The following is a 12,260-nucleotide window of genomic DNA, read 5'->3' as shown; positions in this document are numbered from 1 at the left end:
AGAAGGGACATCAAAACACTGTGAACTGCCAGGTTTTCTATCACGATCATTGTTTCGACGGAGCCTGCTCCGCCTCGCTGTTCACGCGGTTTCATCGCGAGTGCATTCGCACGGTGGACACCTACTCTTACCAGGGGTTGGTCCACAAGGCGAACGGTGTGATGAATGAGGAGGATTTCACGGGCGATGAGAACGCGATCGTCGACTTCAAGTACGATCCTTCGCCGAAGCTGACGTGGTGGTTCGACCATCACCAAAGCGCGTTTCTGACGCCGGAGTACAAGGCCCACTTCGAGGCCGGGCAGGCGGATGGATCGCAGAAGCTGCGACAGTTCTTCGATCCCAACTACATCTCCTGCACTGGGTTTATCGCGCATATCGCATCAACCAACTTTGGGTTCGATATCGCGCCATTGAAGGAACTGATCTACTGGGCAAACATCGTCGACGGGGCGAAGTATGAGAGCGCGGAGTCGGCGGTGGAGATGGCCGAGCCGGCGATGAAATTGACCCTGATCATCGAGAGCTCGCCGGATGCGACGGTTATCCCGAAGCTGATTCCTTTGCTAACTTCGATGCCGCTGGGGGATATTGTCGAGTTGGCATTTATTCAGGAGGCTCTTGGGCCGTTGATGCAGCAGCATCTTGGTGCGATTGAGCTGATCAAGAGCCGCGCGACGGTCGAGAAGGGTGTGTTGACGTTCGATATCACCGATCAGCCGACGGAAGGGTATAGCAAGTTCATCCCGTACTACCTGCATCCTGAGGCGACGTATGTGGTGGGGTTGAGCAAGTCGTCGTTCCGGACGAAGATCTCGGTGGGGACGAACCCCTGGACGAAGCTGGGTCCGAGCCACCTGGTGAATCTCGCTGCGATCTGCGAGCGGTATGGCGGCGGCGGTCACGCACGTGTGGGAGCGATCAGCTTCAAGCCGGAGCAGGAGAATGAGGCGAGGGCGGCTGCGGCGGAGGTTGCGGCGGAGTTGAAGGCGGCTGAAGTGAAGTAGTTCCCATCATCCCTCAAAAAAACGTCATCTCGACCGGAGCGAAGCGGAGTGGAGAGACCCCCGCATTGGTTGTTGTCGTGCCGGGGCAAGAGCAAGAGCGAAATACGGGGGTCTCTCCACTGCGCGACGGACGATGATGCTGTCCGTCGCTTCGGTCGAGATGACGTGTTTTTTATGGAGGCCTTAAGGCTTGAGCTTGCTGAAGAGGGGCAGCTTGGTGACGTCGTTGAAGATCACCATCACCGCGAAGACGACCAGGCAGACGAACGCGACCTGGTAGACGCGTTCCTTCAACTGCTGATTGATATCGCGGCGCATGGCCGACTCGATGAGCAGGAAAAGGATCATGCCGCCGTCGAGGATCGGTATGGGCAGCAGGTTGAAGATGCCGAGGTTGATCGAGATCATCGCCATCAGGCGGAGCAGCGTCCAGATGCTGTCGCGGGCGGCCATGCCGACCTGCTGGCCGATACCGATCGGGCCTTGCAGAGACTTCGGCGAGACACGGCGCTCGGCCATACCCTTCAGAACATCGCGAATCATCATCGCGGACTTCAGGTTCTCCTGCGAGGACTCGGCGACGGCAGCGCCGAGTGGCAGACGATCAACATGCACCGGGGGGCGAACGAAGGTGAATCCGAGGCGGTAGCCCTTGGTTCCATCGGAGGTGGTCTGCTCCGGAGTCACGGGAAGGATCTGGGGCGCGCCGTTGCGCAGGATCGCCAACTGGGAAGGCTTGCCCTTCTCGTCCTGCATGTAGGCGAGCAGCATGGCGACGCTGTGGACCTCGACACCATCGATCGAGACGATCTGGTCACCTGGCTTCAGACCAGCCTTGGCGGCGGGCATGTTCGGCACGACTTCGACGACGGTGACGGGCATGTTCTGCGCACGCGGCACGACGCCGAGGTGCTGGAGCAGGCCGATGATGTCGCCCGAGGAGGCGTCGGCTTCGGTGGCGGCTACCTGGATGGTGGTGTCGACCCGTCTCCCATCGTGGATGTACGAGAAGGGGACGTTGCGGTTCATGTTCAGCAGCGACCGCATGGCGATCGCTTCCCAGTCCGGATTGTCGACGTCGACGTAGTGGACGATCCTGTCGCCGGGTCCGATACCGGCCTTCGCGGCGGGGGTGTCGCGCACGGTGTAGTCGTTGATGGCGGGGCCGGAGAGGTAGTCGTCGATCTCGTGGTGAAACATCGCGACGATGGTCAGGATGAAGACCGCGAGGATGAAGTTCGCGACCGGGCCGGCCAGGGCGATCAGCATCCGCTGCCAGCGAGGATGCGCGTTGAAGTCGCCGGGATCGCCGCTGGGAGCTTCGCCGGGCGTGTCGCCCGACATCTTGACATAGCCGCCGAGCGGAAGGACGTTGATCTGGTAATCGGTGCCGCCGCGACGGATGCCGACGAGCTTCTTGCCGAAGCCGATGGCGAAGGTTTCGACGCGAACACCGCAGAGCTTGGCGACGGCAAAGTGGCCAAACTCATGCACCAGCACCATGATTCCGAGAACGACTAACAACTCAACGATCGTAGCGATCATAAAATCTCAACCTCTGGCTTCCAGAAGGGAAGCCCTTGCCAGCTATCCGTGATGCGACTCAAACGCGAACAGCCCTGTAGCTTTGGACGACTCCCGTGGCGTATATCCGGGCCCATTCGTCGACCGCGAGCACCTCGGCAATCGACGCGGGATGGGTTGCTGGAGTCTCCGTAAGCACCTTCTCGATTGTACGCGGGATGCCCATGAAGGGGATCTCCCCCTTAAGGAAGGCGGCGACTGCAACTTCGTCAGCAGCGTTGAGGGCGACGCAGGAGGATCCACCAACCGCAGCGGCCTCGTAGGCTAGGCGCAGGCAGGGGAAGCGGTCAAGATCCGGGGGCGAAAAGTTGAGATAGCTCAGGCTGGCGAGGTCGAAGGTGAGGTCGGAGGGCACGCGCTCCGGATACGCCAGGGCGTAAAGGATGGGGAGGCGCATGTCGGTCACGGAGAGCTGCGCGAGGATGCTGCCGTCGACGAACTCCACGAGCGAGTGGATGGTGGACTGCGGATGAACGGTGACGCGGACTTTTTCCGGCGGAAGCTGGAAGAGGCGGCAGGCCTCGATGACCTCGAAGCCCTTATTCATCATCGTAGCGGAGTCGATGGTGATGCGCTGGCCCATCACCCACGTCGGGTGCTTGAGCGCCTGCGCGGGTGTAATCGTCTCGAAGTCGACGGCGGGCGTGCTGCGGAACGGGCCGCCGGAGGCTGTGAGCCAGATCTGCCGGACTTCAGCGTGCGTGCCTCCGCGCATGCACTGATGCACGGCGTTGTGTTCAGAGTCGATGGGAATGAGTGCGGCACCGTGGGTGCGGGCGGCGGCGATGATGAGTTCGCCGGCGGCGACGAGGCACTCTTTGTTCGCCAGGCCGATGGTCTTTCCGGCGCAGACCGCCGCGTAGGTAGCCTCCAGTCCAGCGACACCGACGATCGCCGAGACGACGAAATCCACATCGGGAAGCGTGGCGGCGAAGGTGGCGCCGGACGTTCCCCAGAGAACCTGCGTCTCGGCGAGGCCTGCGGCGCGAAGCTGGATGGAGAGTTCTGCGGCCAACTCTTCGGTCGCCACGGCGACGACCTTCGGACGCCAGCGAAGACACTGTGACAGGATCGCCGCGTGGTTTCTACCCGCGACCAGAGCCTCCACCTCGTAGCGATTTGGGAAGCTTTCGACGATGGATAGGGTGCTGGTCCCAATGGAACCCGTCGACCCCAAAATGGCTAGTTTCTTCTTCTTCACAGTCTCTATCTTCTCAGATTCGCGCAAATCAGTGCTCAAATCTCACTCTTTTGTGGCATCGGATCAAAACCGGGGTCCAGAGCCAGAGGCTCGCCTCAGATTCGCCCGTCATATTATCCCGACATAGTCCAGTGCCGTCATTCTGAAGGCGAAGCCGAAGAATCCCCGCATTTCGCCCGCAGTGCCGCGGAAACTTGAGTGGCCCGTACAGGAATGCGGGGATTCTTCACTTCGTTCAGAATGAAGCGTCGTGCGATCTCCGCAAATCATCAGGTCGTGCACACTAGAAGCGCCCAAGATGTAGCCAGTCCTTGATAAGGAGCGCGTACCAGAGAACGGGCGCGGCCAGCAGCAGCGCATCGATACGGTCGAGGATGCCGCCGTGCCCGGGAAGCATCGTCCCGGAATCTTTCACCCCGGCTCCACGCTTGATGGCGGATTCGAGCAGATCGCCAAGCTGGGCGGCGGCGTTGATCACAATGGCCAGCAGCATCAACTGCCAGAACGGCTCCTGGATGTGGAGCACCATATTGCCGCGGTCGGAGAGCGCGCTGCCGAGCCAAAAGAGCAGGCCGGCAACGATCATCGAACCGGCGAGGCTAGCGATCGAACCTTCCCAGGTCTTGCCTGGGCTCAGCCGGGGAGCGAGCTTGCGCTTGCCGAAGTTCTTGCCGATGTAGAGCGCCGCAATGTCACCGGCCCAGACGCAGATCATCAGGAAGAGCAGCAGCGGCTTGCCGTCGTCGCGGTTCCAGATGGGCGGAATCAGCGCGAGCGAGTAGGCGATGTAGATGAGACCGAATAGGCCGATGGCGGCGTCAGACAGAACGCGCTCCAGCCGCGCCCGGAAGCCGACCACGGCAAAGAGGATCAGGGCGAGAGCGCTTAGGAGCGGGAGTTGCGCGTCGGTGGGCCACGCATACCCGGCGACGAAGACCATCGCCGTCGCCCCGGTCATCCACCACAGCGGGATCTTCGCTCCGGAGTGTTTCGCAAGCTGGAGGTACTCGAAGGCGGCGAGTTCAGCCACGAGCGCGGCGAAGAGGGTGATCAACCAAAGCTGGCCAAAGAAGATGATGGCGAAGACAACGGCGATAAGGACTACGGCGGTCAGGATTCGTTTCATTGTGCTGGTTCAGGATAAAGCAGAAGGGGCGATTGCTGGAGCTGGCTCGAATCTACAGGTGGCGATAAGCGCGTTTTATCTGGGTTACTACCTCCTAGCTGCCGAAGTTGCGTAGAATGCGAACCTGATGAGGCTCATTCTTACATTCGTATTTTTGGTCGGGAGTACCGTGCTAGCGCAACAGCCTATTGCTACTGCTCCTTCGCAGGCTACTGTTGAGCATCGCGACGGCGGCATCGTCCATATCACTTCGAACAGCAGTTTCGAATATGTGCACCTATTTAACCCGATCACGCAGAGCTATGATGATCTGCTTCTACAGATCAGGCAACGTAACGAGATTAACTTCGAGGCCGAGGGTGTTCGCGGATCGCTAAAAGTTCGCGCCTGGCGTATGCGTGGGCGCAAGCTTGGTGAGCCGCTATGGTCACTTACTTCTGCAGGCAATGAGGGCTTAGCGCTTGCGTCAATGGGTCTCTACCGAGCCACTAGCTGGCCCTGTTGTTCCGCAATGTGGGTACATGAATACTTCAGCCTGACAAACGGGGATCACCTTTACACCACCAATGGCACAGCTTCATCAAATGACGTTTCGGAAGACGTTGGATTGCTATCGATTAATGGCAACCTTCGCCAGAACTCGCGCTTTATTGCTTTCGGGGCAAGCTACGTGAGAGGTCACGAAACTCCTACGCTACAGTACGGCACGGATACCGCGATCAAGCAGCGTATTGAGCTTCGGGGTCATGACTACGGCGACAACTTCGACGTCCCAGACATGTCGTTGGTGGATGATCGCGGGCAAAAGGTGACTGATATCGCTGGTGTGCTCAGTTTTACAGTCGTACTTCGATTCAGTGAAGCTGATGACCAGCGGGCCGCCGAGCTTCGCATTCCTGTTATCAACGATGTAATCATGCCGCAAAATGCCGTGCTTCCAAAAGGTTATTCGCTAGTCGAGTTGCGGCCCTAGCGTTCTGTGACTTCTTCGGGGCGTCAGCGTTTGCCGGGTGGCGCTCATCGCAGCTATACCGTAACGAGTGGGACGTTCGTTCGAAGCACGAATCGTTTTCGTTCCGCACGCCACTCAAAACCGTCATCCTGAGCGAAGCGCTTCGCAGTCTTTCGCGAGGCGCGCAGTCGAAGGACCCCGATGCCGATTCCGGTACCTATACTGCTTGAACCTTTCTGCCAAAAGTCTGAACCGCACCGGAGGAGAGTTGCGAATAGCACCGGCACTCCCATCACCCCTCGCGGTTCTTTGAATCCGTCCGACAAACAATGCCGGCTCCTCGCAGGATGATGGTTCTCAGTGTCAGTCACGGTGATGGTTCCAAGCGTGATTTTCTTGGAGCTGCGAGCTGAAAGCAGATCCTCCGCTTCGCGAAGGACGACAAAGGGATTGTCGATAGGCTATGCGATGGCGGCGGTCACCAGCGCCTGCGCCTCAGTCTGAATCCGCTTCAGGTGGTCCTCGCCGTGGAAGCTCTCGGCGTAGATCTTGTAGACATCCTCAGTGCCTGAGGGACGAGCGGCGAACCAGCCGTTCTCCGTGGTGACCTTGAGGCCGCCGATGGCTGCGTGATTACCCGGAGCTTCAGTGAGGATCGCGGTGATCGGCTCGCCAGCTAGCTCCTTCGCGGTGACCTGCGCCGGCGAGAGCTTCGAAAGCTTCGCCTTCTGCTCCTTGGTCGCGGCGGCGTCGATGCGCTGGTAGACGGGAGCGCCGTACTTGGCGGTGAGCTCCGCGTAGAGCTGGCCGGGATCTTTGCCGAGCTTCGCGGTCATCTCGGCGGCGAGCAGGCCGGGGATGAGGCCGTCCTTGTCCGTCGTCCAGACTTCGCCGTTCTTGCGCAGGAAGGTCGCGCCGGCGGACTCTTCGCCGACGAAGCCCAGAGACCCGTCGATGAGACCGTCGACGAACCATTTGAAGCCGACCGGGACTTCGAGGATCTTGCGGTCGATGCCCTTGGCAACGCGATCGATGATGCTCGATGAGACGAGAGTCTTGCCGATGGCCGTCTCCGCACCCCAGCCGGGACGGTTGGTGAAGAGGTACTGAATGCAGACGGCGAGGTAGTGGTTCGGGTTCAGCAGGCCGGTCGACTTCGTGACGATGCCGTGGCGGTCGTGGTCGGTGTCGCAGGCCCAGGCTACGTCGAACTTGTCTTTGTTGGCGATCATCGAGGCCATCGCGTAGGGGCTGGAGCAGTCCATGCGGATGCGGCTGTCCCAGTCGAGCGTCATGAAGCGGAAGGTCGGGTCGACCGTCTTGTTCAACACCTCAAAGGGCAGGTTGTACTTCTCCGCGATGCGCGGCCAGTAGAAGACGCCCGCGCCGCCGAGGGGATCGACGGCCAGCTTGAGCGTAGTACCAGCAAGGACATCGAAGTCGATGACGCTGGCGAGGTCGTTCACGTAGGCCGTGATGTAGTCGTGGCGCTTGGTCGTCGACGCCTTGAGCGCCTGCGCGTAGGGGATGCGCTTCACGTCTTTCAATCCGCCCGCGATCAAGTCGTTAGCGCGGTTCTCGATCCATTTGGTCGCGTTGGTGTCGGCGGGGCCGCCGCTGGGCGGGTTGTACTTGAAGCCACCATCCTCTGGAGGATTGTGCGACGGCGTAATGACGACGCCGTCCGCCAGATTGAACCGGCGGCCGCGGTTGTAGGTCAGAATGGCGTGCGAGAGAGCGGGCGTGGGCGTGTAGGCGAGCTGGTCGTCCACCATGGTCTCGATGCCGTTGCCTGCGAGTACCTCAAGCGCAGCGGCGAAGGCTGGCTCGGAGAGCGCGTGGGTGTCCTGCGCGAGGAAGAGCGGGCCGGTGACCGATTGTTCAGTCTCCCCCGTCTCTTTGATTCCGCCGTTGCGATAGTCGCAGATCGCCTGCGTGATCGCCGCGATGTGATCTTCGTTGAACGCCGTCTTGAAGGAGCTTCCGCGATGGCCGGAGGTGCCGAAGCTGACGCGCTCGGCGGGGTTCGAGGCATCCGGATGCAGCGCATAGAACGCGGTCACCAGCCGGGGAACGTTGACGAGCTGGGAGGCGAGAGGAAGCTGGCCCGGCTGGGCGGATTCGTTCGATGTCGGCATGATAAGTCTCGATCCTTATGGGGTGTACGACGATGCACTTGAACTATACCGCCCTGGAGTCAGGGAGGCCAAAGGTGGCGGAGATTCGTTTGATGCCGATCTTCAGGGAGCTGTGGGTGAGGACGAGGGGAAGAGTTCTTCCCGGAGCTGGCGGCTGAGCAGAGCGACGTAGGCTGAGTCCGGTGCAGGGACATCGAGAGCGAGTTCAAGCTGGCGAGCCAGGCGCGTGCCGTCGGCAAAGCCAAACATGCCCAGCGAGCCGGCAAGCTTGTGGGCCACATTCATGGCGTCGATGCGGAGCTTATCGGGAAGCGGCTCAGCATTGGCTGCTTCGTCCAGCAGGTTCAGACGCGCATGGATGATGGGGAGGTTGCGCTCCCAGAGACTCTGCAGCAGGGCCCGCGTCTTCTCAGGAAGTTGACTTGACGCCCCACTATCCGCCATCTGTCCGTCTCATGCTCTCCAGTATGCCTGAATGTCCTAGTCGGGCCATCCGAGAGCTTTGGATATTTGCGTGGCGAGCTGAAGCGGGTCGAAGGGCTTGAATAAGACGGCGGCGACACCGAGATCGGCGAAGCGCCTCTGATCCTGGGCCTGAACCTTTGCGGTCAGGAGAATGACGGGAATGTGGGCTATGCTGGCAACCGCCTGCATGGCGCGAAAGGCGGTAGGGCCGTCCATGCCGGGCATCATCACATCCATCAGGATGGCGTCCGGTTGAAGCCCCGGAGCTACGGCGATACCCTGTGAGGCTGAGTTCGCTGTCGAGACCTTCCACCCGGCGACTGCCTCCAGCGAGAGAGAAGCTACTTCGCGTATATCGTCTTCATCGTCAATGATCAGAATGTGTCGCACAGTCACTAGCATCTCATGTCAGTCGGCTCGCCGACGTTACCGGGTTTCGCCTCCGGCGTGGTTGCGATCCATCTCCGGATGACGGTTTGTGAGCTTAGCGTGCGGGTTCAAGTGATAGGAAGTCCCGCGGATCGTTGCTGGCCTTCGCGATCCGGATCGGATTTGTTCGTGCCACGACCCTGCGGGACCATGGTGAGAACGAGCTGCTCGAGATCTCGCGACTGTACTCTTGCCTTGGTGAGGAACTTCGTCGGTCCCAGGCGGAGCTTGGACTGATCGCCCTCCTCAAGCTCGCGGCCCGAGTAGACGATCAAAGGGAGTGAGGCGAGTTCGGGAAGGCTGCGAAGCCATTCCACCAGCGAAAAGCCGTCGCCGTCGGGCAAGGTCAGGTCGAGGATCAGGAGGTCGGGCCTGCGTTCGCGGCACAGCACCTTGGCGCGGTAGAGCGTCGCAGCGTGTTCGACCAGCACGTTCGTCTTTGCGAAGCCGCCCAGGACTACGTTTGCCAGATCCAAGTCGTCTTCGACGAGGAGGACACGGCCTGGGCCGCGATCTGAGAGTAACGCGTTGCTGAGTTCGGCGAAGAGATAGTCTTCCGATAGCGGAGAAGCCGAGGGGCCAGGCCGCGATGGGGTGGCATCATCCGTTTCAACTCCCATGCTGAGGCAGACGACCGGGATGTTGGCGGTCGTTCCATTCCTCGTCAGCAGCTTCAGGATCTCCCAGCGCTTCATGTCGGACATCTGCAGATCGAGCAGGATGGCCCGGACAGGACTTTGCGCGGGCCGGTTCTTGGCGATCTCGATGGCTTCCTCGGACGACCCTGCCTCCAGCACGCAGTGGCCGCGTGCGCGGAGTTGGGTGACGATCTTCGTGCGCTTGGCTTTGTTGTCGTCGCAGATCAGGATGGGTGTGTCGAGCGTGGACTCCGGACGTGGGGTGACCGGGACTGCCGAGGCCTCTTTCGCCGCCGGCGTGTAGCCGCCGACGAGCGATGCATCGTAGGTCCTCTGGTGGCGTGGGAGGCGGATGCAGATGGACGCGCCCTTCACGACATTCCGTTGTGCCCAGATGCTTCCCCCGTGTTGTTGAATGATGCTGCGGCAGATGGCGAGGCCGAGTCCGGTGCCACCGATCGCGCGGGCGTCGGGATGGTCGACCTGCTTGAAGCGTTCGAAGATGGATTCGAGTTGGTCCTCGGGGATGCCCCGGCCCTGGTCGACCACGCGGAAGACCAGTTCATCAGGAGGAGTTTCTACCTCCAGGGTGACACTGGAGAAAGCGGGAGCGAACTTGATCGCGTTGGAGAAGAGGTTGGTCAGCACCTGAAGGATGCGGTCGGGGTCCGCGTCGAAGAAGACGTTCGGCATCAGGACCTTCGCGCCGGGAGCCACGAGCAGCTTGACCTGACCGGCGTCGGCGAGCGCGGACATCGTCTCCATCGCCTGGTTGACCAGCTCCGGCAGGGAACAGCGGCGCATCTGTAAGACTGCTGCGCCGGAGTCCATCCGTTCAAGGTCGAGCAGGTCATTTATCAGCCGGATCAGGCGATCGGTGTTGGTGAGCGCGATGCGAAGAAGATTTTGCGATTTGACGTCCAGGTTACCAAAGACACCAGACGACAACAGTCCGAGAGCTCCCCGGATACTGGTCAGTGGGGTGCGCAGTTCATGGGAGACGGTCGAGACGAACTCGTCTTTGAGCGTGTCAAGCGCGGAACGCTGGGTCAGTTCGCGCTCGTCTTCCTGTTGCCGCTGACGCGCAGCATCAAGCTGGACGCGCAGTTCAGACGACTTGCGTCGCGTCTGGACGATCACGCCAACAAGGATACCGATGATCAGGAGCAGTATCAGAAGTACAACTGCGGTGGGTGCCGGTATCGAAATCACCATCCCTCATTAATACTGCCCGAGCGGGTAATTTAGAACGTCGGGAGACGCTTTAGTAACCTGACTATACAAATTTGGTGAGAGAAAGTCATCACGCGAACAAAAAAAATGGAGCCAGCTGTCTAGCTGGCTCCATTTTTCCTGTCTGTCCGGCGATAGCCTACGCGGTTACGGGTTCAGCGACCTTGTCCAGGATGGCGGCCCAGTTCTTGCCGGTGCGGGCTGCGTGCGCCTGTTTGTGGTACGCGTAGCCGGTGATCAGAGGAAGCGCGAGGGTGGCCTCGGAGTAGACCATCTGCTCGTAAGTGAGGTCGACCTTGCCCCAGCTGCTGGCTTCCTTGAGGGTGGAACCCGACAGAGCGCCGTCGCGGGAGTCGGCGACGGTGATCTGGATCGCGTACTTGTGCATCGGGGCGTCGGAGCCGAGGATCTCGGCGGCGACGACGATGTCCTGGGCGAAGTTCTTGGGAACACCGCCGCAGACCATGAGCAGACCGGTGGAGGGATTCTCAATCTTCAGCTTGGTCAGCTCGTAGAAGTCCTTGGCAGAGTCGATCGAGACCACCGGCTGGCCCTGGCGGGCGTGCTGGTGAGCGACGAGGCCGAAGCCGGCCGAGCAGTCCGAGAACGCGGGGATGAAGATGGGCACGTTCTTCTCGTAGGCTGCGTGAACGATGGAGTCGACGCCGCCGGCGGCCAGAGTGTGCCCCTTCTTCTCGAGCCATGCGCCCATCTCGCGGAGGAACTCGCGCGAACTGTAGGGGCGCGTCTCAAGCGAGTTGGTGATCTGCTCGATGGTGTCGTCGCAGATGCGGAGTTCGTCTTCATCGATGAAGGTGTCGTAGATGCGGTCGATGGCGAGTTCGCGCAGGGTGGCGTCTTCGTTGCCGTACTTGTACTGGTCTTCGGCGATGTAGTGCTTGAAGCCGAGCGCTTCGAAGAAGTCCTGGTCGACGATGTTCGCGCCGGTCGAGACGATCGCGTCCACCATGTTGTTGCGGATCAGGTCGATGAAGATCTGCTTCATGCCCGCCGACACCATGGAGCCCGCGATACAGAGGATGACGCCGCATTCTGTGTCGCGAAGCATCATGTCGTAGATAGAGGAAGCACGGTGTACGTCGCGGGAGCTGAAGGCCATATCGGCCATCGCGTCGACCAGCGAGACGACGTTGTGCTGCTTGATGTCAAGGTGAACGATGGGGCGGCTAAGGAGTTCTTTTTTCGTTGTCATATCACTTCCAGAATATCAATAATCGCCTTGATTGGCGGGGTTTTTCGAGAATTTCTCGTGAACGCCAAAGAGGGCTGGCGATGCCAGGTGAAAATCGACCAGCTCTTGCTTCGGGCCGCCGCCGGTCCCCTTTCGGGCGCTCGCATTGACTCTTTGAGCGACATCCCGAGGCCGAATCATGTAGCCCTGGTCAACTGCCGATGATCTTCTCGGGGCCACGGAGAAGCTGCTGGATGGACGGCCCCGGGCTTACGCCTTGCAGTCAGTCGAGAGG

General features: G+C 60.4%; 10 protein-coding genes. 2 read left to right on the top strand and 8 right to left on the bottom strand.

Annotation, left to right across the window (positions count from 1 at the left end; all coding sequences use genetic code 11):
* The first annotated feature begins 20 nt into the window (after positions 1 to 20).
* A complete protein-coding gene (locus OHL18_RS17905) occupies positions 21 to 1,007 on the top strand; it encodes a phosphoesterase (RefSeq protein ID WP_263376240.1) in 987 nt (328 codons plus the stop codon).
* Between the two features lie 183 nt (positions 1,008 to 1,190).
* Here OHL18_RS17905 and rseP read toward each other — a convergent pair whose 3' ends face one another.
* The 3 genes from rseP to OHL18_RS17890 all read right to left on the bottom strand — a co-directional run bounded on the left by rseP (position 1,191) and on the right by OHL18_RS17890 (position 4,918).
* Positions 1,191 to 2,552, bottom strand: coding sequence for an RIP metalloprotease RseP (gene rseP / locus OHL18_RS17900; RefSeq protein WP_263376239.1), 1,362 nt, complete (start codon positions 2,550 to 2,552; stop codon positions 1,191 to 1,193).
* A 58-nt stretch (positions 2,553 to 2,610) separates the two neighbouring features.
* Positions 2,611 to 3,792, bottom strand: a complete 1,182-nt coding sequence (locus OHL18_RS17895; RefSeq protein WP_263376238.1) for a 1-deoxy-D-xylulose-5-phosphate reductoisomerase — start codon at positions 3,790 to 3,792, stop codon at positions 2,611 to 2,613.
* 283 nt (positions 3,793 to 4,075) lie between these two features.
* Positions 4,076 to 4,918 carry a phosphatidate cytidylyltransferase gene (locus OHL18_RS17890; protein ID WP_263376237.1) on the bottom strand — a complete coding sequence of 281 codons (843 nt, stop codon included), beginning with the start codon at positions 4,916 to 4,918 and terminating at the stop codon, positions 4,076 to 4,078.
* 127 nt (positions 4,919 to 5,045) lie between these two features.
* Between OHL18_RS17890 and OHL18_RS17885 the strand changes: the two genes are divergently transcribed.
* Positions 5,046 to 5,891 carry a hypothetical protein gene (locus OHL18_RS17885; protein ID WP_263376236.1) on the top strand — a complete coding sequence of 282 codons (846 nt, stop codon included), beginning with the start codon at positions 5,046 to 5,048 and terminating at the stop codon, positions 5,889 to 5,891.
* Between the two features lie 440 nt (positions 5,892 to 6,331).
* Here the strand turns inward: OHL18_RS17885 and pgm are convergent, their stop codons facing one another.
* The 5 genes from pgm to OHL18_RS17860 form a co-directional block, all read right to left on the bottom strand.
* Entirely contained in the window at positions 6,332 to 8,008 is a 1,677-nt protein-coding gene (gene pgm / locus OHL18_RS17880) for a phosphoglucomutase (alpha-D-glucose-1,6-bisphosphate-dependent) (protein WP_263376235.1), read from the bottom strand.
* 102 nt (positions 8,009 to 8,110) lie between these two features.
* Positions 8,111 to 8,452, bottom strand: coding sequence for an Hpt domain-containing protein (locus OHL18_RS17875; protein WP_263376234.1), 342 nt, complete (start codon positions 8,450 to 8,452; stop codon positions 8,111 to 8,113).
* Between the two features lie 36 nt (positions 8,453 to 8,488).
* Positions 8,489 to 8,863, bottom strand: coding sequence for a response regulator (locus OHL18_RS17870; RefSeq protein ID WP_263376575.1), 375 nt, complete (start codon positions 8,861 to 8,863; stop codon positions 8,489 to 8,491).
* A gap of 107 nt (positions 8,864 to 8,970) precedes the next feature.
* Entirely contained in the window at positions 8,971 to 10,755 is a 1,785-nt protein-coding gene (locus OHL18_RS17865) for an ATP-binding protein (protein WP_263376233.1), read from the bottom strand.
* Positions 10,756 to 10,912: 157 nt separating this feature from the next.
* Complete coding sequence (locus OHL18_RS17860; protein WP_263376232.1) at positions 10,913 to 11,986, bottom strand: 1,9-bis(guanidino)-5-aza-nonane synthase; 1,074 nt, start codon at positions 11,984 to 11,986, stop codon at positions 10,913 to 10,915.
* Between the last annotated feature and the right edge of the window lie 274 nt (positions 11,987 to 12,260).

Origin of the sequence: Granulicella aggregans (assembly GCF_025685565.1) — a bacterium.
Taxonomy (GTDB): domain Bacteria; phylum Acidobacteriota; class Terriglobia; order Terriglobales; family Acidobacteriaceae; genus Edaphobacter; species Edaphobacter aggregans_B.
The sequence above is the reverse complement of the archived record's forward strand: the minus strand, read 5'-3'. Positions and strand labels throughout refer to the sequence as shown.